The 25,217-nt window shown below is 60.8% G+C and carries 23 protein-coding genes; 16 read left to right on the plus strand and 7 right to left on the minus strand.

What is annotated here, in order from left to right; all coding sequences use genetic code 11:
- Positions 1 to 3: 3 nt before the first annotated feature.
- Genes ubiB through ubiE form a run of 3 tightly spaced genes read right to left on the minus strand, consistent with a single transcriptional unit; the run spans position 4 to position 3,067 of the window.
- Complete coding sequence (gene ubiB, locus HNR38_RS01600; protein WP_183699087.1) at positions 4 to 1,647, minus strand: ubiquinone biosynthesis regulatory protein kinase UbiB; 1,644 nt, start codon at positions 1,645 to 1,647, stop codon at positions 4 to 6.
- On the minus strand, positions 1,644 to 2,285 hold the full coding sequence (locus tag HNR38_RS01605; protein WP_183699089.1) for a ubiquinone biosynthesis accessory factor UbiJ: 642 nt from the start codon (positions 2,283 to 2,285) through the stop codon (positions 1,644 to 1,646). The genes ubiB and HNR38_RS01605 overlap by 4 nt, the downstream gene beginning before the upstream one ends.
- On the minus strand, positions 2,285 to 3,067 hold the full coding sequence (gene ubiE, locus HNR38_RS01610; RefSeq protein WP_183699091.1) for a bifunctional demethylmenaquinone methyltransferase/2-methoxy-6-polyprenyl-1,4-benzoquinol methylase UbiE: 783 nt from the start codon (positions 3,065 to 3,067) through the stop codon (positions 2,285 to 2,287). The genes HNR38_RS01605 and ubiE overlap by 1 nt, the downstream gene beginning before the upstream one ends.
- A gap of 115 nt (positions 3,068 to 3,182) precedes the next feature.
- On the opposite strand from ubiE, the gene HNR38_RS01615 reads away from it, so the two are divergent.
- From HNR38_RS01615 to HNR38_RS01645, 7 genes are all read left to right on the plus strand, one after another.
- Positions 3,183 to 3,461 carry a polyhydroxyalkanoic acid system family protein gene (locus HNR38_RS01615; protein WP_183699093.1) on the plus strand — a complete coding sequence of 93 codons (279 nt, stop codon included), beginning with the start codon at positions 3,183 to 3,185 and terminating at the stop codon, positions 3,459 to 3,461.
- A 113-nt stretch (positions 3,462 to 3,574) separates the two neighbouring features.
- A complete protein-coding gene (locus HNR38_RS01620) occupies positions 3,575 to 4,702 on the plus strand; it encodes a hypothetical protein (RefSeq protein WP_246362271.1) in 1,128 nt (375 codons plus the stop codon).
- Complete coding sequence (locus HNR38_RS01625) at positions 4,692 to 5,618, plus strand: metal ABC transporter solute-binding protein, Zn/Mn family (protein ID WP_183699095.1); 927 nt, start codon at positions 4,692 to 4,694, stop codon at positions 5,616 to 5,618. Before HNR38_RS01620 ends, HNR38_RS01625 begins: the two co-directional genes overlap by 11 nt.
- Positions 5,611 to 6,381 carry a metal ABC transporter permease gene (locus tag HNR38_RS01630; RefSeq protein ID WP_183699097.1) on the plus strand — a complete coding sequence of 257 codons (771 nt, stop codon included), beginning with the start codon at positions 5,611 to 5,613 and terminating at the stop codon, positions 6,379 to 6,381. The genes HNR38_RS01625 and HNR38_RS01630 overlap by 8 nt, the downstream gene beginning before the upstream one ends.
- A gap of 55 nt (positions 6,382 to 6,436) precedes the next feature.
- Positions 6,437 to 7,957 (plus strand): acetaldehyde dehydrogenase ExaC, encoded by a 1,521-nt coding sequence (exaC, locus tag HNR38_RS01635; protein ID WP_183699099.1) that lies wholly within the window; start codon positions 6,437 to 6,439, stop codon positions 7,955 to 7,957.
- Between the two features lie 155 nt (positions 7,958 to 8,112).
- Entirely contained in the window at positions 8,113 to 9,489 is a 1,377-nt protein-coding gene (locus HNR38_RS01640; protein ID WP_183699101.1) for a class II fumarate hydratase, read from the plus strand.
- An 18-nt stretch (positions 9,490 to 9,507) separates the two neighbouring features.
- The gene (locus HNR38_RS01645; protein ID WP_183699103.1) at positions 9,508 to 9,990 is read left to right on the plus strand and encodes a CDP-archaeol synthase; all 483 of its coding nucleotides are present in this window, start codon (positions 9,508 to 9,510) and stop codon (positions 9,988 to 9,990) included.
- 4 nt (positions 9,991 to 9,994) lie between these two features.
- Here HNR38_RS01645 and HNR38_RS01650 read toward each other — a convergent pair whose 3' ends face one another.
- A complete protein-coding gene (locus HNR38_RS01650) occupies positions 9,995 to 10,969 on the minus strand; it encodes a metallophosphoesterase (protein ID WP_183699105.1) in 975 nt (324 codons plus the stop codon).
- 179 nt (positions 10,970 to 11,148) lie between these two features.
- Here HNR38_RS01650 and msrA point away from each other — a divergent pair, with 179 nt between their 5' ends.
- The 3 genes from msrA (at position 11,149) to HNR38_RS01665 (ending at position 13,081) form a co-directional block, all read left to right on the plus strand.
- A complete protein-coding gene (msrA, locus tag HNR38_RS01655; protein ID WP_183699107.1) occupies positions 11,149 to 11,799 on the plus strand; it encodes a peptide-methionine (S)-S-oxide reductase MsrA in 651 nt (216 codons plus the stop codon).
- Between the two features lie 9 nt (positions 11,800 to 11,808).
- A complete protein-coding gene (gene msrB, locus HNR38_RS01660) occupies positions 11,809 to 12,249 on the plus strand; it encodes a peptide-methionine (R)-S-oxide reductase MsrB (RefSeq protein ID WP_183699109.1) in 441 nt (146 codons plus the stop codon).
- A gap of 82 nt (positions 12,250 to 12,331) precedes the next feature.
- Positions 12,332 to 13,081, plus strand: a complete 750-nt coding sequence (locus HNR38_RS01665; RefSeq protein WP_183699111.1) for a lysophospholipid acyltransferase family protein — start codon at positions 12,332 to 12,334, stop codon at positions 13,079 to 13,081.
- A 23-nt stretch (positions 13,082 to 13,104) separates the two neighbouring features.
- On the opposite strand, the gene HNR38_RS01670 is transcribed toward HNR38_RS01665, so the two are convergent.
- A complete protein-coding gene (locus tag HNR38_RS01670) occupies positions 13,105 to 14,097 on the minus strand; it encodes a calcium/sodium antiporter (RefSeq protein ID WP_183699113.1) in 993 nt (330 codons plus the stop codon).
- Between the two features lie 410 nt (positions 14,098 to 14,507).
- Here HNR38_RS01670 and mqo point away from each other — a divergent pair, with 410 nt between their 5' ends.
- The 4 genes from mqo (at position 14,508) to HNR38_RS01690 (ending at position 21,143) form a co-directional block, all read left to right on the plus strand.
- Entirely contained in the window at positions 14,508 to 15,989 is a 1,482-nt protein-coding gene (gene mqo, locus HNR38_RS01675; protein WP_183699115.1) for a malate dehydrogenase (quinone), read from the plus strand.
- A gap of 143 nt (positions 15,990 to 16,132) precedes the next feature.
- Complete coding sequence (locus HNR38_RS01680; protein WP_183699117.1) at positions 16,133 to 17,365, plus strand: ATP-grasp domain-containing protein; 1,233 nt, start codon at positions 16,133 to 16,135, stop codon at positions 17,363 to 17,365.
- 50 nt (positions 17,366 to 17,415) lie between these two features.
- On the plus strand, positions 17,416 to 19,455 hold the full coding sequence (locus tag HNR38_RS01685; RefSeq protein WP_183699119.1) for a hypothetical protein: 2,040 nt from the start codon (positions 17,416 to 17,418) through the stop codon (positions 19,453 to 19,455).
- 14 nt (positions 19,456 to 19,469) lie between these two features.
- Positions 19,470 to 21,143 carry an acetolactate synthase large subunit gene (locus tag HNR38_RS01690; protein WP_183699121.1) on the plus strand — a complete coding sequence of 558 codons (1,674 nt, stop codon included), beginning with the start codon at positions 19,470 to 19,472 and terminating at the stop codon, positions 21,141 to 21,143.
- Positions 21,144 to 21,156: 13 nt separating this feature from the next.
- On the opposite strand, the gene HNR38_RS01695 is transcribed toward HNR38_RS01690, so the two are convergent.
- A complete protein-coding gene (locus HNR38_RS01695; protein ID WP_183699123.1) occupies positions 21,157 to 22,050 on the minus strand; it encodes a chemotaxis protein in 894 nt (297 codons plus the stop codon).
- A 143-nt stretch (positions 22,051 to 22,193) separates the two neighbouring features.
- Positions 22,194 to 22,790 (minus strand): exopolysaccharide biosynthesis protein, encoded by a 597-nt coding sequence (locus HNR38_RS01700; protein ID WP_183699125.1) that lies wholly within the window; start codon positions 22,788 to 22,790, stop codon positions 22,194 to 22,196.
- A gap of 275 nt (positions 22,791 to 23,065) precedes the next feature.
- Between HNR38_RS01700 and HNR38_RS01705 the strand changes: the two genes are divergently transcribed.
- Positions 23,066 to 23,956: a LysR substrate-binding domain-containing protein gene (locus HNR38_RS01705; protein ID WP_183699127.1), complete on the plus strand. Its 891-nt coding sequence runs from the start codon at positions 23,066 to 23,068 to the stop codon at positions 23,954 to 23,956.
- A 248-nt stretch (positions 23,957 to 24,204) separates the two neighbouring features.
- Positions 24,205 to 25,206, plus strand: a complete 1,002-nt coding sequence (locus tag HNR38_RS01710) for a TRAP transporter substrate-binding protein (protein WP_183699129.1) — start codon at positions 24,205 to 24,207, stop codon at positions 25,204 to 25,206.
- Positions 25,207 to 25,217: the final 11 nt, after the last annotated feature.

The raw sequence follows: 25,217 nt of genomic DNA on the forward strand, positions 1-25,217 counted from the left end.
GGTTTAGCGGTTGCTGCGGAACACGGTCAGCCCTGCCAGAGCCAGGACAACCCAGCTCCAGGCCGGCATCTGTGCCAGCCACTGTTCGGCGTCCGGGTGGCCACCGGCCAGAGCTACCCCGACCAGGGCGGCGGCCAGAATACCACGGCGCCAGCGCCGGTCACTGCGCTTCTGCTGTTTTTTCATCAGTGTCAGCGCTGCCTGGTTCTGCTCCTGGGTCGGGCCTGATCGTCTCAGTTGTACCAGCGCATCATGAACCAATTGTGGCATTTCCGGCGATTGTTCCAGCCAGGAGGGCAGGTGGCTCTGCAATGACTTGATCAGGCCGGACGGGCCAATCCGCTGCCGCATCCATTTTTCGAGGAATGGCTGGGCGGTACTCCACAGGTCCAGGTCCGGATACAGCTGGCGGCCCAGTCCTTCCACGTTAAGCAGGGTTTTCTGCAGCAGCACCAGTTGCGGCTGGACTTCCATGTTGAAGCGCCGGGCGGTCTGGAACAGGCGCAGCAGGAAGTGGCCGAAGGAAATGTCCTTCAATGGGCGCTCGAAAATGGGCTCGCATACCGTGCGGATGGCGGCTTCAAATTCATTGACCCGGGTATCCGGTGGCACCCAGCCGGACTGGATATGCAGTTGCGCCACCTGGCGGTAGTCCCGGCGGAAGAAGGCCAGCAGGTTGCGGGCCAGGTAGCTCTGGTCATCCGGTGCCAGGGTGCCGACAATGCCGAAATCGATGGCAATATATTGAGGATCGGCCGGATTGGAAACATCCACAAAAATATTGCCCGGATGCATGTCGGCGTGGAAGAAGCTGTCCCGGAATACCTGGGTGAAGAAAATCTCCACGCCTTTTTCGGCCAGCACCTTCATGTCCACGCCGGCGGCCCGCAGGGCCGGCACGTCGGCAATGGGAATGCCTTCAATGCGCTCCATCACCAGCACTTCCTTGCTGGTGTAGTCCCAGTCGATGAACGGGATGTAGATCAGCGGGGAATTCTCGAAGTTGCGGCGCAACTGGCTGGCGTTGGCGGCCTCACGCTGGAGGTCGAGTTCATCATGGATGGTGGTGTCGTAGTCTGCCACCACATCGACCGGATGCAGGCGTTTGCCTTCGGACCAGTAGCGTTCCAGCAGTCCTGCCATCAGATACATCAGGGCGATGTCCTGACGGATCACCCGGTCAATGCCCGGGCGCAGTACCTTCACGACCACCCGCTGGCCGGAGCGCAGGGTGGCGGCATGTACCTGGGCGACCGAGGCCGAGGCCATGGGGTCGGCGCTGAATTCCGCAAACAGTTCGGAGACCGGGGCCCCCAGGGACTGCTCAATGATGCCCCGGGCCCGGGCGCTGGGAAAGGGCGGCACCCGGTCCTGCAGCTGTTTGAGGGCCTCGGCCATATCGTCGGGCAGCAGATCCCGGCGGGTGGACAGGATCTGCCCGAACTTGACGAACACCGGGCCAAGCTCTTCCAGGGCCAGGCGCAGGCGCTCCCCCCGGGAGATCTTGGGTTTGGGGAACAGGTGCCAGGGCGCCAGCAGGAAGAATATCTTCAGCGGGGTGGGCAGTTCCGCCAGGGGCAGGAAAATGTCGAGCCGGTAGCGGCAGAACACCCAGGCAATTCGGATCAGACGTTGCAGGCGGGTCACAGGTTCTCCGTTTGTTGTTCGCTGCCGGTGTTGTCCAGTGCGTCAAGCCGGGCTTGCAGGCGCTCGGCCTGTTGCTCCAGTTGCTGGATTTCCTGCAGGTTGGCTTCCAGTTCGCGCCGACCGGGCAGGGTGCGGCTTTCCTCGTGGAGGTATTCCTCAATATTGGCGGTCATGCTGTTGGCCGCCTCCCGGCTCCAGCGCAGCAGGCCCCGTATCCGCGAGCCCAGGAAATGGGCGGGCACATCACCCAGGTGGCGGGCCATGGCTGCCTCCCAGTCCGGATCCAGTCTGGCCAGTGCCTGCTGCAACTGTCGGGCCTGCTCGGCCTTGCCGTTAATCGACAGGCGACCGTCGTCCAGCACCTGGCCATCACCAACGGCCAGTGCCGCCATGGCAGCCGGGCCACCGGTCAGGGTGACGCCCGGTGCGATATCCGGATGGCCGGAAACGCGGACCTTGCCCCCGCTCTGCTCCAACTGCAGCGACATTGCCAGCGGGGTACTGATGTCCAGCCGGACGGGATGCTCAAGGGCGGCCAGCAGGCTGGCGCGCCCGGCGGGGTCCAGGCTGAGAGCCTGTTCCAGGGCGCTTTCCAGAACCGCCGTGATGGCTGAGAGCAGGGACGGACCGGGAAACATCAGGGCTTGGTTCCCACATGCAGGGCAACAATGCCGCCGGTCATGTTGTAGTAACGACAGTTCACCAGGCCGGCCTGCTCCATCATGCCCTTGAGGGTCTCCTGATCCGGGTGCATGCGGATGGATTCGGCCAGGTACTTGTAGCTCTCGCTGTCATTGGCGATCAGTTTGCCCATCAGCGGCAGTGCCCGGAAGGAGTATTCGTCATACACCTTGCTCAGCAGCGAATTGGTGGGCTTGGAGAACTCCAGAACCATCAGCTTGCCGCCGGGCTTGAGTACTCGGGCCATGTCGCGCAGGGCCTGGTCCTTGTCGGTGACATTGCGCAACCCGAAGGCGATGGACACCGCGTTGAACTGGTTGTCCGGGAAGGGCAGGTGCTCGGCGTCGGCCTGAACATACTCAATGTTGCCGGCGTAGCCGCGATCGGTCAGCCGGCTGCGGCCGACTTCCAGCATGGAGGCGTTGATGTCAGCCAGAACCACCTTGCCGGTCGGGCCCACCAGATCCGAGAACTTCATGGTCAGGTCACCGGTGCCGCCGGCAATGTCCAGGACCTGGTTGCCGGTGCGTACTCCGGAGGTTTCAATGGTAAAACGCTTCCACAGCCGGTGGATGCCCATGGACATCAGGTCATTCATGAGGTCGTATTTGCCGGCAACACTGTGAAAGACATCGGCTACCTGGCCGGCTTTCTGGCTTTTCGGCACGTTCCGGAACCCGAAGTGGGTTACCTCGTCCTGGCGGTTGCCGTTATTGCCTGGCGTCTGCTGCTCGCTCATGAGGGATGGTCCTGTCAGAATCTGAAACCCGTATTCTAACCGCTGAAGGGTTGGCTACAAGTTTAAAGCCGCCTTACACTGTAAAACCGTTTCAAACCATCGAGAAAACTGATCCATGTCTGTCATTGATATCCAGCGTTCCCACGATCTTGGCAAAGAGAAAGCTCGCACCGCCGCCGATGCCCTGGCCGATAACCTGGCCCGCAAACTGGACGTTCAGTCCGAGTGGCAGGGCGACCGCCTGATGTTCCGGCGCAGTGGTGTGAACGGGCACCTGGACGTGTCGGACACGGAGCTGCATGTCCACCTTGAGCTTGGCATGATGCTCCGCCCGTTCAAGCAGCGCATCGAAGAGGAAATCCACACCCGGCTTGATCGCGTCACCAGCGCCTGAGATCGGGGGGCGCTGAACGAATTCAGTGTCCTCCCTTTACTTTCGGTAATGTTATAACATAACATTTTTCGCCCTATTAAAGTTACGTTATAACGTAGTGATGGAGCGTAAAGATGATGACTCGAAAACAAGACCGCCGTTATGCCCGGCTTTCTCTGCTGGGGCTATCGTTCACGCTGGCCGGTGCGGCCGGTGCTGCGGAAATGAATCCGGATGTCAGTGTCACACTGGATGGTTACTACAAGCAGAATGAAACGGCGCTGTCGCACCGGGACGAGGGGTTTGGTCTGGGCCACACCGAGCTGTCCCTGTCTTCCCCGATTGATGACATGTTCAGTGGCCGCCTGACTGCTGTGTTCGAGGACCACGACGGTGAGAACGAAGTCCTGATCGAGGAAGCTTACCTGCAGACCAACGGTTTGCCGGCCGGGCTGAGTGTCCGGGCAGGGCGGTTGCTTTCCCAGGTGGGTTACCTGAACAGCCGTCACATGCACGAGGATGATTTCGTCGAGCGGCCCGCAGTCTATCGGGCGATGCTGGGCAGTCACTATTACGATGATGGCGTTCGCCTGAATGCACTGCTGCCCGTTCCGTTCTTCTGGCAGGTGGGCGTGGAGGCCTTCAGTGGTGACCAGTTGACCGAAGGGGAAGACGATGTCGGTGCCTACACTGTGAATACCCGGCTGGGAGGGGACCTGTCCGAATCCCAGAATTGGCAGTTCGGGTTGTCTTATCTGGGTAACCGGCACGCTGGCGATGCCCATGCAGAGGAAGAGCATGAGCACGAAGAAGAGGGACACGATCACAGCCATGCCACCACCTATACCGGTGAGAACCTTTACATTGCCGACGCCGTCTGGAAATGGGCGCCGAACGGCAACAACCGTGCAGGCCAGGTGACCCTGAGCGGTGAGTACTTCTATCAGGACGACCTGGGGCCCCATGCCAACAGTGGCGACAGCAACGACGGCTGGTATGTCTCTGCGGTCTATCAGTTCGCGCCGCAATGGTCTGCTGGTGCCCGCTATGGCGAGGCCGACCTGCTGGAGGCTCATGGCGATCACTTCCACAGCCAGACCCTGGAGGAAAGCGAGGTGATGCTGGCCTGGTCCCGGTCCCACTTCTCCACCGTGCGTCTGCAGTACACACACCAGAGTGCCGACGGGTTTGAGCACGCGGACAATACGGTGACCGTGCAGTACGTCATGTCCTTCGGCGCCCATGGTTCCCATGGCTATTAAACCGCGGCTGCCGGGCTATGCCCTGGGGCTGATCCTGTGCCTGCTGGCGTTGCCGGCACAGGCCGGCCTCCGGGTGTTCGCCTGTGAGCCCGAATGGGCGGCTCTGGCCCGGGCCCTGGTGCCGGAGGCGGACATTACCACCGCCACCAGTTACCTTCAGGACCCTCACTATATCGAGGCCCGGCCGAGCCTGATTGCCGCCATGAGTCGGGCCGATATCGCCCTGTGTACCGGTGCCTCGCTGGAAGGCGGCTGGTTGCCGACGCTGCTTCAACGGGCGGCCAATCCGGTCATCCAGCCCGGGCGCGAGGGGCTGTTCCTGGCTGCCGAGCAGGTGGAGCTTCACTCCGCCCATGACCATGTGGATCGCAGCATGGGGGATGTCCATCCGGAGGGGAATCCCCACGTGCATCTGGCCCCGGACCGGGTACCGGTGATCATGGCCGCGCTGGTTCAGCGTCTGCAGGCATTGCAGCCGGCATCGGCCGCGGCCATTCAGACCCGTTACGTGCGTTGGCGGGTGCGCTGGAACAACCTGCGGAGCCAGTGGCAGGCCGCCGCCTCACAACTGGAAGGGCGGTCCGTGGTCGTCCAGCACGCCAGCTTTGCCTACCTGCTGCGATGGCTGGGCATTGCCATGCCGCTGGATCTGGAGCCCAAGCCAGGGCTGCCTCCCAGTGCCGGCCACCTGAACACCCTGCTGGGCTCTCCTGAATTGGAACGGGTGTCGGCGATTCTCATTGCCAGTCACCAGGGGAATCGTGGGGCGCAATGGCTGTCGGAGCAATCGGGCAAGCCGGTTCTGACATTGCCGGGTACGGTGACCGGGGAGCCGGGGACGGACACCCTGGGAGATCTGATTTCCCGGATTGTCTCGGCCCTGCTGGAAACAGCCGGAGACCAATCCGGTGGCTGAACTTGGCTGGCTGCTTGTGCCGGTGTCGGGTGGTGTCTTCCTGGCTCTGCTATTGGTGCCTCTGGGCTTTCAGGTGATTGCCCGGGGTGCAGTGTTTGCCGACCTTGCCATTGCCCAGTGGGCCGCCCTCGGCGCGTTGGTGGGGCATTATCTGCCCGTGGCCGGTGCGCTTGCCGGTATTTCCCCCTTCAGCCTGCTGGCCGGGCTGGCCTCCGCCTGGCTGGTGCATCGGGTTGTGCGCCAGCCCCGGCGGATGCGCCAGGCATTGATCGGGATACTCTATGTAGCTGGTGCCAACCTGGCCATCCTGGTGGTCAGTAGCGATCCCCACGGTGCGCAGGCCCTGCATCGGGCCGCGTCCGGGGATCTGCTCTGGGCGGGCCACGGGCCGGTTCTGGCTGTCGCCGTGCTGGCGTTGCTGGTCTGGGCTCTGATGCGCTGGCAGCCGGGGTGGCTGGCCGGAAACTGGTTCATGCCGGTCTTCGCTGTGGCTGTAACCTGGTCGGTGGCTCTGGCCGGGATCTACGTGGTGTTTGCCCTGCTGATCATCACGCCATTACTGCAGGGTGAGCTGGATGGACGTGGTTACCTCCCGGCCCTGGTCTGTGCTGTTTCGGGGGTGCTGTCGGGAATTGCACTATCGGTCCTTGTCGACCTGCCGGTCGGGCCTGCTATCGTTCTGATGGTACTGTTAATTTCGTTGCTGGCGGGGGCTGAAAAACGTGTAAAAAATTTCACGCGCCGGCGTTTGCGTCTACATTGAATCTGTTGCTACAAAAACAACGTCAAAACGACAGACAAAGCAGGAGGTCGACACCATGATTTATGCACAGCCAGGAAAGGACGGATCGGTTGTTTCATTCAAGTCCCGTTACGAGAATTACATTGGTGGTGAGTGGGTAGCCCCGGTCAAGGGCGAGTATTTTGAGAACATCACGCCGGTGACCGGTGGCGTGATCTGTGAAATCCCCCGCTCCGGCGCCGAGGATGTCGAGCTGGCGCTGGATGCCGCTCACAAGGCCGCGCCGGCCTGGGGCAAGACCTCGGTAGCCGAACGATCGAACGTCCTGCTGAAAATCGCTGACCGCATTGAAGCCAACCTGGAAATGCTGGCCGTGGCCGAGACCTGGGACAACGGCAAGGCGGTCCGTGAGACCCTGAACGCCGACATCCCACTGGCGGCGGACCACTTCCGTTATTTTGCCGGCTGTATCCGGGCCCAGGAAGGGCACCTCGGCGAGATTGACCAGAACACGGTGGCCTACCATTTCCATGAGCCTCTGGGGGTCGTCGGCCAGATCATCCCGTGGAACTTCCCGCTGCTGATGGCGGCCTGGAAACTGGCACCCTGTCTGGCGGCTGGCAACTGCACCGTTCTCAAGCCCGCTGAACAGACGCCGGCCAGCATCCTGGTCCTGATGGAGCTGATCAACGATCTGCTGCCGCCGGGCGTGATCAACATCGTCAACGGCTACGGCCCCGAGGCGGGTGAAGCGCTGGCCACCAGCAAGCGCATCGCCAAAATCGCATTCACCGGCTCCACCCCGGTGGGCTCCCACATCCTCAAGTGCGCGGCGGACAACATCATCCCCTCCACCGTGGAGTTGGGCGGCAAGTCGCCGAACATCTACTTCTCCGATGTCCTGAAGGCAGAGCCGGAGTTTGTCGACAAGTGTGTTGAAGGCCTGGTGCTGGCGTTCTTCAACCAGGGTGAAGTCTGCACCTGTCCGTCCCGGGCGCTGGTCCAGGAGGACATGTTCGAGGAATTCATGCAGAAAGTGGTGGCCCGTACCAAGGCCATCAAGCGCGGCAACCCGCTGGATACCGAGGTACAGGTGGGCGCCCAGGCGTCCAAGGAACAATTCGACAAGATCCTGTCGTACCTGGAAATCGGTAAGCAGGAAGGCGCTGTGGTGCTGACCGGCGGTGGCAAGGAAGATCTCGGCGTTGAGTTCAATGACGGCTTCTACATCCAGCCGACCCTGTTCAAGGGCGACAACAAGATGCGGGTTTTCCAGGAAGAGATCTTTGGCCCGGTCGTGGGTGTGACGACTTTCCGGACCGAAGAGGAAGCCCTGGCGATTGCCAACGATACCGAATTCGGACTTGGCGCCGGTGTCTGGACCCGCGATACCAACCTGGCCTACCGCATGGGCCGTGGTATCCAGGCCGGTCGTGTGTGGATGAACTGCTACCACGCCTATCCGGCCCACGCCGCCTTCGGTGGCTACAAGAAGTCCGGTGTCGGCCGGGAAACCCACAAGATGGCTCTGGAACACTACCAGCAGACCAAGAACCTGCTGGTCAGCTACGACACCAATCCCCTCGGGTTCTTCTGAACCCTGCCAGGCGGGCCCTTTCCGGGCCCGCCGTTTTCCCACCTTCGACACTGCCCTTCATTGTTCCTGACCATCAGCCCGGTTGATACAACCTGCTATGGGCACTGCGCTGGTTCGTAGTACCCTTGAAATCACATGCACAGTCAGGAGGGAACATGAGCGAATACAGAGTCGAAAAGGACAGCCTCGGGGAAGTTCATGTACCCCAGGACGCGCTCTGGGGCGCACAGACACAACGGGCCGTGAACAACTTTCCGGTCAGCGGCCAGCCCATGCCGGCGCCGTTTATCCGCGCACTGGCGCTGGTCAAGTGCTCCGCAGCCCAGGCCAATGCGGCTCTGGGGCTGCTCCAGCCTGAGGTACGCGACGCCGTGGTGGCGGCCTGTCAGAAGATCGCCAATGGCGAATATGCCGACCAGTTCCCGGTGGACCGTTACCAGACCGGCTCGGGCACCAGCACCAACATGAACATGAATGAGGTGGTGGCGGCCATTGCACGCCAGAGTGGCGTGGAGGTTCACCCCAATGATCACGTAAACATGAGCCAGAGCTCGAACGACGTGATTCCCACCACCATTCATGTCAGCGCCCTGCTGGCCGTGAAAGAACAGCTGCTGCCGGCGATGGCCCATCTTCGTTCGGTGCTTTACCAGCGCGAGTCCGGTCTGCGGGATCAGGTGAAAACCGGGCGTACCCACCTGATGGACGCCATGCCGGTGACCCTGGAGCAGGAGCTGAGAACCTGGCGGGAACAACTGATCGCATCTGAACGCCGGCTGGAACAGGCCATGGAAGACCTGGCGCTGCTGCCCCAGGGCGGGACGGCCGTGGGCACCGGGGTGAACGCCGATGAGGAATTTCCTGGCGAGTTCACCAAATTCCTGAAGATCAACACCGGTCACTCCTTCCGGTCGCTCAAGCACAAGTTCACGGGGCAGAGCGCCGTGGATGCCCCGGTGGCGCTGTCTGCCCAGTTGCGTGGTGTGTCGGTGGTGCTGACCAAGATGGCCAATGACCTGCGCTGGATGAACAGCGGCCCGATTCACGGCCTGGCGGAAATCAGCCTGCCGGCGCTGCAACCTGGCAGCAGTATCATGCCGGGCAAGGTCAACCCGGTTATCCCGGAATCCGTGGCCATGGTGTCGGCCCAGGTGATGGGCCTGGACAGCACGGTGGCAATTGCCGGTCAGTCCGGTAACTTCCAGCTCAATGTCATGTTGCCGCTGGTGGGTGCCAATCTGCTGGATATGACCAATCTGCTGTCCAATGCCATCGTCATGCTGGCGGACAAGGCCATCGAGGGCTTTACTGTTAATGCGGATAACCTGAACGAAGGCGTAGGGCGCAACCCCGTACTGGTGACGGCCCTGAACCCTGAAATCGGTTATGCCCTGGCTTCCGACATCGCCAAGGAAGCCTATGCCAGTGGTCGACCGGTTATTGATGTTGCTGAAGAGCGCAGCGGTCTGAGCCGGGAACGCCTGGAAGAGCTGATGGATCCTCTGAAGCTTACCCGGGGCGGCCTGATGTAACCCGCCGGAAACAAAAACATGCTGCTGTCACTGGAATTGTTCGTCATGCTGGCCATCGCCAACGGTTCGCCTGTGGTGGTGGCCCGGCTGTTCCGTGACCGGGGTAACTGGCCGGTGGACGGCGGCCGATTTGGGCCGGACGGACGTCGGCTTCTCGGGGCCAGCAAGACCTGGCGGGGCCTGATTTCAGGCTCGCTGGGCTGCCTGGTTTTCGCCGTCTGGACCGGCTTTGACTGGCTGTTTGGCGCCCTGTTCGGCCTGCTGTCGCTGTTCGGGGATCTGGCCAGCAGCTTCATCAAACGCCGGATGGGTTTGGCCTCCAGTGCCCGTGCACTGGGCCTTGATCAGTTGCCCGAATCGCTCCTGCCGATGCTGCTTGCCTGGTACTGGATACCGCTGCCACTGGGGCAGGCCATTGCCATTGGTATCCTGTTCGCGCTGGCGAACGTGGTTTTCTCCCCCCTGCTGTACCGCCTGGGCATTCGCCGACAGCCCCATTGACCCGTTAAACCGGGCCCCTTGAAAGGGTGTGGAGGGTGACCTCTGGCGGGCAGTTCAGGCGTACGTTGAGTACTGAGGTGCCCGCCCCGGGTGAGGTGTATCCCTGCATGCCGTTGACCTGCCAGAACCCGCGGCCCAGCCGGCGCGGGCAATTGGCGTCCAGCGTCAGCGGGATGCCGCCGGGCAGGCAGAGCTGACCGCCGTGGGTATGGCCGCACAGGAACAGGTCGTAGCCCGCGTGGGAGGCTTCGCGCCAGATCTCGGGCGTGTGGCTTAACAGCAGGCTGACCGCGCCGGCGGGAATGTCATCCCCCGCCCGGTGCAGATTATGGGCCCGGTAGTAGTGGGCGTCGTCCACGCCGGCGAGATAAAGGCTGGCACCATTCCGCTCGACGGGGGTCATCTCGTTGAGCAGCAGTTGATAGCCCATATCCTCCAGCGCCGGCACCATGCGGATGCTGTCGTGATTGCCCAGTACCGCATAGGCAGCTCCGCGGATGCTCTGGCGCAGGCGTTTCATCCCGTCCAGGGCGGCGTCAACAGGGCCGCTGGTGCGCTGACGGTAGTCGCCGGTCAGCACGCACAGGTCATACTCCAGGGGTTCAATCTGGCGCATCACGGCCTGCAGGTTCTGTTCGTCCATGTCCACGTGCAGGTCGGTGAGGTGCAGGATGCGGTAGCCTTCAAAGGCTTCTGGCAAATCCGGCAGAACGAAGGTGTTTCGCGCCGTTTTCAACTGCCGGCTGTTGGCCTGTGCCCGGCGGTAGAGCCCGGCGGCCTGCAGGCACAGGCGGATCAGTCGGGGCGCATTGGTAAGGTTCTCAAGGTGGAAGGAGCGTCGGTCCCGGCCGGTGACCCGCGCTTCGGCTTCCTGCTCAATGCCCAGTCTCTGGCGGGCATGTACCGGCCCCAGGCGCAGGCTGAGGCGGTACTCCAGCAATTCCTCGTGGTGTTCCGGTGTGCGAATCCTGGCGGTCATGCGATGTCCCTGTAGCCGAGCAGGGCCGCGTCGGCCCCTGATGTCATTATGGATGTTCAACGGGTGTCTGCAACCGCAAGTCCTGTTGGGTTACCGTATCGTATAACCCTGCGGCCTTGGCTTTGTGCCGGCCAATCCCCACAATCCCAGAAAACCCATGAGACAAGCGGAGTGACACCATGAGCGATGCCTGCAGTATTCCCGGGCTAACGGTCCCCCGGAGCCGTTTCACGGCGCCGGAACAGGATCTGACGGAAACCGGTAATGAGTCCCGCGTGGTGCTGGCCGGAGGCTGCTTCTGGTGTGTGGAAGCGGTGTACCTGGCCGTGGATGGTGTCACCCGGGTGGAGTCCGGCTACGCCGGTGGCTCTGCCGACACCGCCAACTACGAAGCGGTCTGCACGGGGCAGACCGGCCACGCCGAAGTGGTGGATGTCCACTATGACCCGTCCCGGGTCAGCTTTGGCGAGTTGTTGCAGCTGTTCTTTTCCGTTGCCCACGATCCGACGCAACTGAACCGGCAGGGCAATGATATTGGCACCCAGTACCGGTCGGCCATTTTTTACCAAACCGACGAGCAGCGGCAGGTGGCCGACGCCTACATTCGCCAGTTGAATCAGGCCGGTGTCTATACCGATCCGGTGGTGACCCGCCTGGAACCGCTGGACGCCTTTTATCCGGCGGAGGGCTACCATCAGAATTTTGCCGCCCGTAATCCTGGCCAGCCCTATGTAATGGCCGCTGCCCTGCCCAAAGTGGAAAAACTGGCCAGTGCCTGGCCGGAGAAACTCAAGTCACGCCAGGGGCCGGACGACACCGATCCGGCCTGAGGAGGATGTATGACAAAGTCTGCCGCAGGTTATGACCTGACACCGCTGACAGAAGCGGAAATTGCCGAAAAGGCCGCTGGCCTGACCGATGAGGAGCGCCGGATCCTGCTGGATCACGGTACCGAGCATCCGTTCTGCGGAACTCTGCTGGACAACAAGCAGGCAGGGGTTTACCACTGCCGCCTGTGCGACCTGCCGTTGTTTGCCTCCAACGCCAAGTTTGACTCCGGCAGTGGCTGGCCCAGCTTCTTCCAGCCGTTTGACCCGGACCACATCCGCTATCTGGAGGACAACAGCCTGGGCATGGCGCGCACGGAAATCCGCTGTCCCCGGTGCGACAGCCATCTGGGCCATGTCTTTCCGGACGGACCGCCTCCCACGGGGCAGCGCTACTGTCTGAACTCCGTTGCCATGGTGTTTCAGGCCGGGGATGAGGCGGCGTTGGCGTAAAGTCCATTATCGGTCAGCGCTGAAACCGCTATAATCCGCCTTTCGTTCAGGCCCGCTCGGGCCACGGCATGAAAGGTGAAGGATGATCGCACAGAACACGAACCCCGCCATCCGGGCGGCCACGTTGTTGCAACGGGTGCGTCTGGTGGTGGGGTCGGTTGGCCTGACGGCCTGGTACTCGTCACTGGTGATTAGCCGGGCCGTGACCGGACGCCTGAACCGTACGATTGTCGACAACTACTGCCGTGCCTGGTCCGCAGCCCTGCTCAGGCTGGTGCGGGTGGACCTGACGGTGACCGGCCGGATTCCGGATTTCGATGACGGCCGCCGCTACATCATCATGTGCACCCATGCCAGCCATTACGATATCCCGGCGACCTTTGTGGCCCTGCCCGGATCGGTGCGCATGCTGGCGAAGAAAGAGCTGTTCAGCATTCCACTGCTTGGCCAGGCCATGCGGGCCGGTGAATTCCCCTCCGTGGACCGTTCCCGTCGGCAACGCGCGGTCCGGGACCTGGAAAAGGCCCGGGCCATGATGGAGGACGGCATTGTGCTGTGGGCGGCCCCGGAAGGGACCCGCTCACCGGACGGCCGTCTGCTGCCGTTCAAGAAGGGGTGTTTCCACCTGGCGCTGGATACCGATGCGGTGATCGTGCCTGTGGCCATCAATGGCATTCACCGGGTGTTGCCAGCCCGAAGCTGGCAGATCAATCTGGGTCAGCCGGTGGACGTGCGAGTCGGTGAGCCCATGGATGTGGCGGGTCGAAGCAAGGAGGAGCTGCCTCAGGTGATGGCGGAGGTCCGCTCCTCCCTGGAAAAACTGCGGGGCTGAGGCATGGCCAGGCGGGCGCCGCGTCAGCTCAGGGCTGCGCTGGCACTGGCTGCCACGGTATAGAACAGGTAACCGGTGTAACCCAGGTAGACTGCCACCAGCAGACCGCCATCCAGCCGGGAAATGGTCCGACGCCAGCCCGTCAGGCCAAAGCCCATCAGCAGCAGGCCCAGTGTCAGGCCGAGCATCAGCGTCCAGTCCCGATACAGCACCTCCGGATCAACCGCCAGCGGTTTAATGGCGGCTGCCATGCCTACCACCGCCAGGGTGTTGAAGATGCCCGAACCGAGGATATTGCCCAGAATCAGATCATGCTCGTTCTTCTTGACGGCAGCAATGGCCGAGGCCAGTTCCGGCAGTGAGGTGCCAATGGCGACGATGGTCAGGCCAATCACCAGGTCACTGACACCCAGTGCCTGGGCAATGGTGACCGCCCCCCAGACCAACATGCGCGAGCTGGCAATCAGCAGTACCAGGCCGATTACGAGCCAGATTACAGCGGTTTTCAGGGGCATGGGATGGGCCACGACCTCTGCCTCGGCATCCCCGCCGAGTGGGTCCGGCTTGCCCCGGAAGCCCTGATAGATGGACCAGCCCATCACCGCAGCAAACACTGCCAGCAGTACCCAGCCGTCCAGCCGGCTGAGTTCACCGTCAAGCAGTTGTGCGCCGGCAATCAGGGTCAGCACCACCAGCAGGGGCAGTTCCTTGCGGATAACCTGGGAGTGAACCGCGATGGGGGCGATCAGTGCCGTCAGGCCAACGATCAGGGCAATGTTGGTGATATTGGAGCCGTAGCCGTTGCCCAGGGCCAGCCCCGGATTGCCGTCCGAGGCGGCCATGGCCGAAACGGCCAGTTCTGGTGCCGAGGTGCCGAATCCGATGATCACCATGCCAATCAGCAGTGTCGGCATGCCCAGGTGCTTGGCGGTTGCCGCTGCCCCCTCTACAAAGCGGTCGGCGCTCCAGACCAGCAGAACAAGACCCAGAAGGATGGCGCCAATTGCCAGAAGCATGAATAAACCTCAGTAGTGTATGTGTTGACGGCTTTCGTCAATGGATGTCAGAAAGCCGTTGAGACTGGCGAAAAGATACAGCAGACGGGCGTTAAGGTCAGCAACTGGAGCGTGGAATTGTCTGAAATCCGGATGATCCGATCCAACGGTTTATGGGTATCAGACTAAAGTGGCGCTGATATTGTTGACAAAACGAGAGAGAATTTCGGGAAACCACAATAGCTGTTCCGACGCACATCAATTGACAAACGCAATTTATTCTTTCCTACAAAATCTGGATAATTGCGCCCAAAATTCGGACCGGGAGCACTCGGCGGCGCCTTTTACCACGCGTTTGGCCGGCTTCCGACAGGTCATCCTGCTGATCGTGGGGTGACAACAGGCTCAAACACTAGCTAGGGTGATTACCAATGGCCGTTAGAAAGGCAGATGTAGTTCTGGTCGGAGGGGGCGTCATGAGCGCGACCCTCGGCATGATGCTCAGGCAACTGGACCCATCCCTGAATATCGTGATGGTCGAGCGTCTGGACCACGTTGCCCATGAAAGTACGGATGGATGGAACAACGCGGGTACCGGGCACGCCGGTTACTGTGAACTCAACTACACCCCGGAAACCGATGATGGCGACGTGACCATCGACCGGGCGCTGAAAATCAACGCCCAGTTCGAGGTTTCCCTGCAGTTCTGGTCTTACCTGGTCGAGCAGGGCATCCTGCCGGAGCCCACCCAGTTCATTAACCGCACCCCGCACCAGAGCTTTGTCTGGGGCGAAGACGGTGTGGCCTTCCTGAAGCGCCGCTGGGAGCGGCTCAAAGAGCATCACCTGTTCCAGGAGATGGAATACACCGAGAATCTGGACGATCTCGAAGAGTGGATGCCGCTGGTGGTTAACCATCGTGACCGCAGCGAGAAGGTGGCGGCGACCCGCATCAAGCATGGCGCGGATGTGGATTTCGGTTCGCTCACCCGCAATATGGTCCAGTGGCTGGAAACCCAGCCTAACTTCGAGCTGATGCTGAGCTCCCCGGTCACCTATCTGGACCAGAACTCGGATGGCAGTTGGGAAGTCCGGGTCAAGAACCAGAAAAGCGGCGAAAGCACCACCTTTGAAGCCGGTTTTGTGTTCCTCGGCGCGGGTGGTGGTGCGCTGCCCCTGCTGCAGAAATCCGGCATTGACGAAGCCCGTGGCTATGGTGGCTTCCCGGTCAGCGGTCAATGGCTGGTCTGCCAGAAGCCGGAAATCGTCAAACAGCACCATTCCAAGGTGTACGGCAAGGCGCCGATTGGTGCGCCGCCGATGTCGGTTCCGCACCTGGACACCCGTATCATCAATGGCGAACCGGCCCTGCTGTTCGGGCCCTTCGCCGGGTTCACCACCCGCTTCCTGAAGCAGGGGTCCATCTTTGACCTGTTCGGTTCCGTTCGGGCCAACAACCTGTTGCCGATGCTGTCGGTCAGTCGCCACAACATGGATCTGACCCGTTACCTGATCGGCGAAGTATTCCAGTCCCACAAGGACCGGGTGGATGCGCTGCGCAACTTCTTCCCGGATGCCCGCGAGGAAGACTGGACCCTGAAAATGGCCGGCCAGCGCGTGCAGATCATCAAGCAGAATCCGGAAGGCGGCGGCAAGCTGGAATTCGGAACCGAGATCGTGGCCGCGAAGGATGGCTCCCTGGCGGCTCTGCTGGGCGCTTCGCCAGGCGCTTCCACCGCCGCCAATGCCATGCTGGACGTGATCGAGCGCTGCTTTGGGGACAAAATCAAGACCCCGGACTGGCAGTCCCGCATGAAGGAACTGGTGCCGTCCTACGGCGACTCCCTGGTGGACAACGAAGAGCTGCTCAATACCGTTCGGGCGCGGACGCTCTCCACCCTCAAACTGGGTTGAGCAGAAAATCCCCCAAGCTGTTGAAAAGGGCACTGCCGCAAGGCCAGTGCCCTTTTTTATGGCCATCTGTTAACTGGTCACCATTTGCGCTTTGACCGGCGGAGGTCCAAGGTAAAGGGGTATCCCTTGAAAGGAGATCTGCCGTGTCCGAGCAAAATTATGACCCTGAAAAGGGCTATGTTGCCCTGCTGGGGTGGAGTCTCAATGCCGTTGAGGCTGCAGACAGTTTCAACCGCCGTTACGTGGTGGTGGCGCCCGACTGGGCCCAGGAATACTGCGAAAAGCACGACATTCCCTATGTCCCCTGGAACTTTGAAAGGCTGAATGACCGCTCTGTGGAAATCGCCCAGACCCTGAAAGAAATGGGCGTGGATGTGGCGATTCCGCTGTTCGAGGAGACGGTGGAATGGGCCGGTGCCATTAACTCGGTGCTGCTGAATAATCCCCGCCTGCTGGGCCAGGCCATGCTGTTGAGGGACAAGGCGCTGATGAAACGCCGGGCGCAGCTTGGTGGTATCCGCGTGGGGATCTTTGAAGAGGCCCATGACCGTGAGGATGTTATCCGCTTCCTCAAACGGGTGAATCAGACCCTGCTCAAGCTCGATGGCGACCCCAACGATCCGATCCACCTGAAGGCCTTTGATAAAGCCGGCTGCCTTGGGCACCGGGTCATCCGGACACCGGATGAGGTGGATACCATCCCGGAAGAAGAGTTCCCGGTCTTGATGGAATCCCACCTGGATGGCTGGGAGTTCGCGGTGGAAGCCTGGATTCACGATGGCAAGATCCGGTTTCTGAACATTTCCGAGTACGTCACCCTGGGTTATTCGGTGTTCGTGCCAGCGACCCCGGACCTTGAGAAATACCGCGCCCAGATCACCAATGAAATCGAGAAGCTGATCAAGACCTTCGACATCGATTTCGGTTTTGTGCACCCCGAGTACTTCGTTACCAGTGACGGCACCATGTATTTCGGCGAAGTGGCCTACCGCCCGCCGGGCTTCAAGGTGTTCGAGCTGCTGGAACGGGCCTATGGCTTCAACGCCTATCAGGGGCTGATCCTGGCCTTTGACCCGAAAACCACCGAAGAGGAAATTACCGGGTTCTTCCCGAAAGAAGTGGTGGACGCCAAGGGCTATGCCGGTTGCTTTGGTGTCTATCCGAGACGACGCGTGGTCAGCCATCTGGAGATGCCAGAGGAAACCGAGAACCACCCCTATTTCGACTTCCACGAGCTGACGCCGCCGCTGGAAGAAACGGTGACCAAACGCACTGCGTTCGGGACGCACTGGGGGCTGGTGTACTTCTACGGGGATGATCCCTATGTGATGCGGGATCTCCTCAAGCACCAGGAAGACCTGGATTTCTATGTATAATCATCGAACGCACCCATAACGAGGCTCAGACGAGCCCCAAGGACCCGTGTTTGAGTGATCAGGCATCAGAGAACCAGCCGTCGGCTGTCAGCATTGAACAGCTGACCGACAAACTGGACCAGGCGATTGAGGCCTTCGAGCAGAGCCGTTCCTTTGCCAGGACCGGTAAGCTCCAGAGGCTGCTGGACATCGTCAGGCGTGTGCTGATGCAGCCGGGCGGCTTCGACGCAGTGGCCGTACGATCCGAGCGCCTGGATACCGCCGGGGTGTTTGAGGGCACGGACTGGGCCGATCCGGCCATCCTGTTGCCGTCACTTACCCCGCTGTCACTGCAGAGCCCGGTCACCGAAACCGTGGTGGTCGAGGCGCTCAGTGAGCTGCGGCTGCTGTCGATTGTCCAGGGCCATTACCTGCATCCGTCATTTTCTGCCGAGCAGGCCCGCAATTATCTGACCCAGGTACTGGCGATCAACCTGGGGTTACTGTTCGGTATGGCTGGCGAAGCGGAAAGGCAACAGGGGCGGCTCGCCCGGGTCAGTGAGGGGCTGGTGCAGTACATTGCCAGCCACGTGGGCTACGAGCAGGTGATTGACAGTCTGATTGAGGAGATCTGGCGCATTCTGGAGCAGCGCCCGATACAGGTCAGCCCGGTGCGCAAGATGATCACCCAGATCGCCATGTGCCGGGCTGATCCGGGCACAGACCTGGGGGGTGCCGGGCTGGGCGCGGACCGCCTGATTTCCAGCCTGTACGGTCCCACCCGGGCGTGCAGTGAAGACCCGGGGATTCCGGTCTACCTGCAACGGCTGGAAGCCATGGACACATCCTCCCTGCACAATGAAGCCACCGGCTTTGCCCGTTCGATGCACGATACCGGCCTGGTGTCGCCCTATCATGCGGCGTTCATCCGGTTCGTGCTGGAAGGTCAGGATTCCCTGCTGACCGAAGCTCTGGGGCTATCCAGTACCGGCCGCGACTGTCTGCTGTGCTACCGTCAGTTGGTGTACACCCTGCTGGCGGAAGCGGTGTTCCCGGAAACCTGTCAGGCCATCTACGGCCTGGCTCTGTTGCTGGAGCGGGGCATCCTCTATCAGCCGCCGGTGGCCCCGGCCCTGTGGCGGCAGGTGCGCCTGCCGCTTTGCGCCCAGGCCCGGGAACGGCTGGAGCTGGCCTATGGCTATCAGCCGGCGCCCTCGGCCTGGCTGCTGCAGGGGGTGCTGAACATGCTTGGCCAGCCGCTGGGCGTGGGGCAGGGCAACAACCCCACCTGCCAGTCCGCCCGCGCCCTGTCCATGTGGGCCTACAATGACCCGGACTTCTTGTTGCAGATGGTGGCCTGGGCCGGGCGTGACAATGAGATTGTCATGCACTTTGAAGGGCAGCCGGTGTCGTCGGCCACCAGCGCCGGCGGTGTGGCATCCGAAGTGACCCTGGACCTGGATCCGGTGTCGCTGGTGGTGGTGCCGCATCTGGATCGCATCTATGCCGAAATGGGGCGTCTGTGTGTGGGCCGTGAGGGCGACCCCCACCGGTGGGTCAACCCGGAGTTCCATGGCTGGTCGTCCGGCCGGGGGTTTGCCATCAATGTGGATGTGGCCACCGGCCAACTGGTGGACCTCGAAGGCTTTATCCGCCATTTCTATGCCAGCTACCACCCGTATTACAACGGCAACCAGCCGCTGATCCATCCCCAGCCGGCCGGCATTGCGGTGACTGACAGCGCCGCCCGCTTTATCGGCTGGCATGCCATTACCATCCTGCGCGCCGGCCTCGACCCGGAAGGCATCATGCGGGTCTATTTCTTCAACCCGAACAATGACAGTGGCCAGAACTGGGGTAATGGCGTTACTGTCAGTACCTCGGGCCATGGTGAGCGTTTTGGCGAATCGTCACTGCCGTTTGAGCAGTTCACCTCCCGGCTTTATATCTACCACTTCGACCCGCTTGAACGTGGCGAGCCGGCGGCCGTGGAGCAGGCAGAGCTTGACCGGGTGATTGAAGGCATCAGCACAAGCTGGGGCAAGACCCGCATCGCTGCCGATACGCTCCAGGCCGAACCGGCGAGCAGTCAGGGGCGCGCGTCGGACTGATCAGAGGAGTTGTTATGAGCGAAGCCCAGCCGCAGGTTCACAACGGCGCGGAGCTTTTTGTCCGGGCACTGGAAAACGAAGGCGTACAGTATATTTTTGCGGTGCCCGGGGAAGAGAACCTGGCGTTTCTGGAGGCCCTTCGCAATTCCAGCATTCAGCTGGTGATCAATCGCCACGAGCAGGCAGCCGGTTTTATGGCTGCCACCTATGGCCGACTGACCGGCAAAGTGGGTGTCTGCCTCTCAACCCTGGGCCCTGGCGCCACCAATCTGGTCACGGCTGCGGCCTATGCTCAACTGGGTGGCATGCCGATGATGATGATCTCCGGGCAGAAGCCCATCAAATCCTCCAAGCAGGGGTTGTTCCAGATTCTCGATGTGGTGGACCTGATGCGGCCACTCACCAAGTTCACCCGGCAGATCAGCAACGCCAACACCATACCGGCGAAGTTGCGGGAAGCCTTCCGTCTGGCTTCCGAGGAGCGGCCGGGTGCTGTGCATCTGGAACTGCCTGAAGACATCGCCGATGAGGAGCCCGAGGCGGACGCCCATATCTTCACCCCCAGTGATGCCCGGCGCCCCACGGCCAGCAGCAAAAGCCTGGAAATGGCCTGCGACATGCTTCGCAAGGCGCGCCATCCACTGCTGATGATCGGGGCTGGCGCCAATCGCAAGCGGGTCTCCAAAGCGCTGCTGCGACTGGTGGATGTCACCGGTGTCCCGTTTTTCACCACCCAGATGGGCAAAGGCGTTATTGACGAACGGCATCCCTGCTATATCGGCAACGCGGCGCTTTCGGCCGGTGATTTTGTGCACTGCGCCATCGACCGCGCCGACCTGGTGATCAATGTGGGTCATGACGTGGTGGAAAAACCGCCGTTCTTCATGACGCCGGGTGGCAAGAAGGTCATTCACATCAACTTCAGTGGCGCCGATGTGGACCCGGTGTACTTCCCGCACCATGAGGTGGTGGGGGACATCGCCAACAGCGTGGAATATCTGGCGGATAACTGCGGCCAGTGTGCCAACCACGATTTTGCCGGCTTGATGGAAGTAAAGCAGGCCGCGGACCATCATCTCGAGTCACGGGCTGATGACGACCGCTTCCCGGTGATCCCCCAGCGGATTGTCCGCGACGTTCGCCGGGTGATGCCGGAAGACGGCATCATCGCTCTCGACAATGGCATGTACAAACTCTGGTTTGCCCGCAATTACCGGGCTTACGACAACAATACCGTACTGCTCGATAACGCCCTGGCTTCCATGGGGGCCGGCCTGCCCAGTGGCATGATGGCGGCGATGCTGTATCCGCAGCTCAAGGTCATGTCGATCTGCGGTGATGGCGGCTTCATGATGAACAGTCAGGAGCTGGAAACCGCCGTGCGCCTGGAGCTGGATCTGGTGGTGTTGATCATCAACGACAGTGCCTATGGCATGATCAAGTGGAAGCAGGGTCAGGAAGGCTATCCCGATTTCGGGCTGGACTACCGCAACCCGGACTTTGTCACCTACGCCCAGTCCTACGGCGCCACCGGCCACCGGGTGACCGGCACCGGGGACCTGGAGTCAACGCTCCGGAAGGCTCTGGATGCCGGAGGTGTGCATCTGGTGGAGGTGCCGGTGGACTACAGTGAAAATCACCGGGTGTTTGATGAAGAGCTGGCGGAGCTGACCTGCCGGCTTCAGTGATCCCCGGGGCGGGTTACGACTGATGCCCGCCCTGGGCGCCCCGCAGCATGGCGTGCAGAAGCTCGTTGGCGTCGAACTTGGTCAGCGCCTCGTTGGCGCCGACCTGGTTGGCGTAGCTCAGGCTCATCTCACTGTTCAGTGAGGTATGCAGGATGATGTAGGGCTGGGGCAGGGCGTTGTCGTCACGCACGTTGAAGGCCAGTTCATAGCCGTCAAGACCGGGCATTTCGATGTCGCTCACCAGGATGTTGATAGGCCGGCCCTTGCGGTTTTCATCCAGCAATACCTGCATGGCTTCGTTGCCATTGCTGGTCACGTGGTAGGTGATGTCCTTGCTGTCGAGGACATCGCTCAGCTGTTTGCGTGCCACCACGGAGTCATCCACCAGCAGGATATTCAGTTCTTTGAGGGTTTCCCCTTCCACATCGGTCAGCATGACTTCCTGGGCGTCCAGAGATTCCGGATACACCCGGGCAATCAGCAGTTCCACATCCAGCAACTGAATGATCTCGTCGTCGGTTTCCAGCAGGCCGGTGATGAAGGCGTTACTGCCAAGGGCCTTGGGCGGTGGCATCACGCTCTTCCAGTCGGTTTCGACAATGCGGTTGACGCTGCGCACCGCAAACCCGATTTCCTTGCGCTGGATGTCGGTAATAATGATCGAGCCTTGTTCCAGCTCCTCCTGGGTCATTGGCGGGTAGCCGACAGCCGCTGCCATGTCGATCACCGGGACGGCCGAACCCCGGAACGTCGCGGTGCCAATCACCGCCCGGTGGCTCTGGGGCAGGTGCGTCAGGCGCTGAAATGGAAGGATCTCCCGGATTTTCAGGGTGCCCAGGCCGAACAGCCGCGATCCGGACAACCGGAATAACAGGAGCTTCTGGGTCTGTTTCGCTTTGCTCGACATAGACTTATCCTTTCAGGAACAACGGTGCCGCAATGGTGCCCGGTTGACTGGCCGCGATCAGGGCAGCGACCACACAGGGCAGTTCGGTATGTTGACAGCCTTTTATAGTAGCCGCTTTGCGGGGGTTCTTGAAAGGTGGGGCCTCACCAGGGCGAATTCGCGGCGATAAACCAGGCGGTTCCCGCCGTTGAAGCCATGGCGATCAGGGCCAGCAGTCCGTCCCGGGCGACGATCGCCAGGCCGAACGCCATCAGTGCCAGGCCGCCGCCGTTGGCACTGAATGGAATCAGCTCCATCAGTGGCATGGCCAGTGCGACGAGCATGCAGATGAGCGCCATCACATACTGACCCGGGCCGCGGACCAGCCAGCACAGGCGTGCTCCGGTCCAGCGGTCCATGAACCGGGCCGGCTTGTCCATCCACTCCAGTCCCTTGACCAGTTTGCCCCGGGAGATTTTCCGGTTCGAAAGCTTGGAAGGAATCCAGATGTTGTTGCGCTGGAACATGAGCTGGCCCAGCGTCAGCAGAACCAGCAGGCCCAGCAGCGTGGGCACGCCGGGGATGTCGCCAATCAACGGGGCCAGGGTGATCAGCCCCGCCACCAGCACCACCGGCCCGAAGGAGCGTTCGCCCACCGCGCACAGCACATCGCCCACGGACACCTGCTCCATGCCGTCCGTTCGGTCACGGATGCGGGTCAGCAATTCCTCAAAACTTTGTGGATCGTTGGGCTGATTCATTGTGTGCCTATGGGCCTGAGAGTCAGATTATTCCACCACTTTAACGTGAACAGGCTGCAACTTCATGAAAGAGGGGTGAAATGGGGGTAACGAAGTCGGGTGCTGATCCGCGTTCCAGGGAATGGGCTTGGAGCCCAATGTATGTAAAGATTCGCCGGTGCGGCTATCAGTTTGCGGTACTTTCCTGCCAGGTTGCGTATTTGCGCCCATGAGCAGGCCGACTCCGGATTTTCCAGCTTGGGTGAACTATGGCAAATGAAGTGAATTTGCACGGCGTGAATTGGAATGACGTGAAGTTCTTCATCACCCTGGCCCGTTTCCGGCGGCTGTCCAAAGCCGCAGCCCATCTGGGAACCAGTCATGTGACGGTCGCCAACAGAATCGCGTCACTGGAGGAGACCCTCGGGTTCAAACTGTTCATCCAGAACCGCAATGGTTTTGAGCTGACCAAATCCGGCGTCATTTTTTACCGGCACGCGGATGAACTGGAGCATGTTCTGCGACTGGGTCTGGAAGAGGCCAAGGTGGATGAACATACCCGTCCGAAGGTGCGCATCGGCGTTACCGAGGGGGTGGGCGATAACTTTCTGGCCACCCGGGTTGCCCGCTGGCTCAAGGACCAGACCCTGGATATCGATTTCATCTCCCTGCCCAAGACCACAACCGTGACCAGCCGCCGGGCGGACATCAGCATTACCCTCGAGAAGCCCAAAGGCGAGAATGTCATTCGTCAGGTGCTGACGGATTACCATCTGGGGATCTATGCCAGTCCCGACTATATGGCCAGGTATGGTCCTGTTTGCCAGAGGGAACAACTGGAGTCCCACCCCTGGATAGGTTATGTCGACAACATCCTGTTCTCGGATGAGCTTCGCTACCATCACGAACTGTCCGAGAACCTGAACTTTGCGTTTCAGAGCACCACCATTCGCGCACAGATGGAGGCCGCGAAGGAGGGTGTCGGGCTTTCGATACTGCCGGAGTACATGGCAAAGAACGAGGCCGGCCTGGTCAGGGTCCTGCCCGAGATCGCTTTTCTCCGCCACTACTGGATATCCACCAACCGGGATCTGCACCGTTTTGATGGTCTGTTAAAGGTCTGGAATTTTATCGTCGATGCCTTCGCCCGGGAGCAATCCCTGTTCCTGAGCAGCCCCGCCCAGTAGCAGAAACGCCTGTAAATTTTTTTACAGCTGAGCAAAGAAAAGTTCTATCCCTAGATCCCGCACGATCAACTAGCATCTCTCCTGTCGACGCCGGTCAGTGTGAGCTTTGAAACTGATCCGGGGTTGTCGCGCACAACTATTAAAAATGTCGAATGGAGAGAATCCGGCTGTCAGTTCCTGTCGGGTTCCCGTGAGCATCCAATCGCAAAAAACGGATTAAGCAACGTATTAACGCAAAAGGTGATGACATGACGAATTTTCGTTTCAAGGCCTTCCTGGGCGCAGTGACCCTGTCAGCTGCGGTCAGTTCCCTGCCGGCTTATGCCGCAGATTACACACTGACCTTTGCTCACGTACTGGTCGAGGACACCCCCAATGGCCAGGCAGCACTGCACTTCAAGGAAGAGGTCGAGAAGAACTCCGACGGGGCCATTGAAATCAACGTACTTCCGGCGGCCCAGGTCGGTGGTGATGTTGAAATCATTGAACAGATCCAGATGGGGCTGGTGGATATCGGCATTCCTCCGACAGCCACCCTGGGCAACTTTGAGCCAAGGATGCAGATCCTGGATCTTCCCTTCCTGCTCTCCGACCGGGAAACCATGATGGAAGTGCTGGACGGCGACGTTGGCCGTGAAATCCTGGACACCCTGAATGACGACAGTGTTTACGGCGTCAATTTCTGGGGTGCCGGCTTCCGCCACATGACCAACAACATCCGCCCGATCAGCAGCCCGGAAGACCTCAGCGGCATCCGCATGCGCACCATGCAGTCTCCGATCATTATCTCGACCTACGAGAACTACGGGGCAAATGCCACGGCCATGGCGTTCGCGGAAGTCTACAACGGGCTGCAGCAGGGTGTTGTGGAAGGCCAGGAAAACCCGCTGGCGAATATCTACACCATGCGCTTTTACGAGGTTCAGGACTACCTGTCCCTGACCAGCCACGCCTACCACGGTTATGCCGCCATCGTTAACCGGAACGTCTGGGAATCCCTGCCGGCTGATCTTCAGGACGTCATGCGCACCGCCTTTGACAACGCCAGGGACCTGGCCCGTGAGCTGACTGTTCGCGACGAGAAAAGAATTCTCGATGAGATTGAGGGTGAGATCGCAATCAATCGCCTGACCGAAGAAGAGAAGGCTGCCTTCGTGGAAGCGAGCATGCCCGTGCACGAGGAGTACAAGGACATTGTTACGCCGGAACTCCTCCACAAAGTCTACGACGTTGTCGGCATTGACTACTAAGTCTCGAGAGG

Origin of the sequence: Marinobacter oulmenensis (assembly GCF_014201735.1) — a bacterium.
Lineage (GTDB): Bacteria > Pseudomonadota > Gammaproteobacteria > Pseudomonadales > Oleiphilaceae > Marinobacter > Marinobacter oulmenensis.

Bases quoted from the DNA above. Each gene is read 5' to 3' on its own strand.
- HNR38_RS01625 (WP_183699095.1), top strand. From the start codon at position 4,692: ATGGCTATTAAACCGCGGCTGCCGGGCTATGCCCTGGGGCTGATCCTG.
- mqo (WP_183699115.1), top strand. From the start codon at position 14,508: ATGGCCGTTAGAAAGGCAGATGTAGTTCTGGTCGGAGGGGGCGTCATG.
- HNR38_RS01615 (WP_183699093.1), top strand. From the start codon at position 3,183: ATGTCTGTCATTGATATCCAGCGTTCCCACGATCTTGGCAAAGAGAAA.
- HNR38_RS01690 (WP_183699121.1), top strand. From the start codon at position 19,470: ATGAGCGAAGCCCAGCCGCAGGTTCACAACGGCGCGGAGCTTTTTGTC.
- HNR38_RS01710 (WP_183699129.1), top strand. From the start codon at position 24,205: ATGACGAATTTTCGTTTCAAGGCCTTCCTGGGCGCAGTGACCCTGTCA.
- msrA (WP_183699107.1), top strand. From the start codon at position 11,149: ATGAGCGATGCCTGCAGTATTCCCGGGCTAACGGTCCCCCGGAGCCGT.
- HNR38_RS01650 (WP_183699105.1), bottom strand. From the start codon at position 10,969: ATGACCGCCAGGATTCGCACACCGGAACACCACGAGGAATTGCTGGAG.
- HNR38_RS01695 (WP_183699123.1), bottom strand. From the start codon at position 22,050: ATGTCGAGCAAAGCGAAACAGACCCAGAAGCTCCTGTTATTCCGGTTG.
- HNR38_RS01645 (WP_183699103.1), top strand. From the start codon at position 9,508: ATGCTGCTGTCACTGGAATTGTTCGTCATGCTGGCCATCGCCAACGGT.
- HNR38_RS01620 (WP_246362271.1), top strand. From the start codon at position 3,575: ATGATGACTCGAAAACAAGACCGCCGTTATGCCCGGCTTTCTCTGCTG.
- msrB (WP_183699109.1), top strand. From the start codon at position 11,809: ATGACAAAGTCTGCCGCAGGTTATGACCTGACACCGCTGACAGAAGCG.
- exaC (WP_183699099.1), top strand. From the start codon at position 6,437: ATGATTTATGCACAGCCAGGAAAGGACGGATCGGTTGTTTCATTCAAG.
- HNR38_RS01670 (WP_183699113.1), bottom strand. From the start codon at position 14,097: ATGCTTCTGGCAATTGGCGCCATCCTTCTGGGTCTTGTTCTGCTGGTC.
- HNR38_RS01665 (WP_183699111.1), top strand. From the start codon at position 12,332: ATGATCGCACAGAACACGAACCCCGCCATCCGGGCGGCCACGTTGTTG.
- HNR38_RS01605 (WP_183699089.1), bottom strand. From the start codon at position 2,285: ATGTTTCCCGGTCCGTCCCTGCTCTCAGCCATCACGGCGGTTCTGGAA.
- HNR38_RS01700 (WP_183699125.1), bottom strand. From the start codon at position 22,790: ATGAATCAGCCCAACGATCCACAAAGTTTTGAGGAATTGCTGACCCGC.
- HNR38_RS01640 (WP_183699101.1), top strand. From the start codon at position 8,113: ATGAGCGAATACAGAGTCGAAAAGGACAGCCTCGGGGAAGTTCATGTA.
- ubiE (WP_183699091.1), bottom strand. From the start codon at position 3,067: ATGAGCGAGCAGCAGACGCCAGGCAATAACGGCAACCGCCAGGACGAG.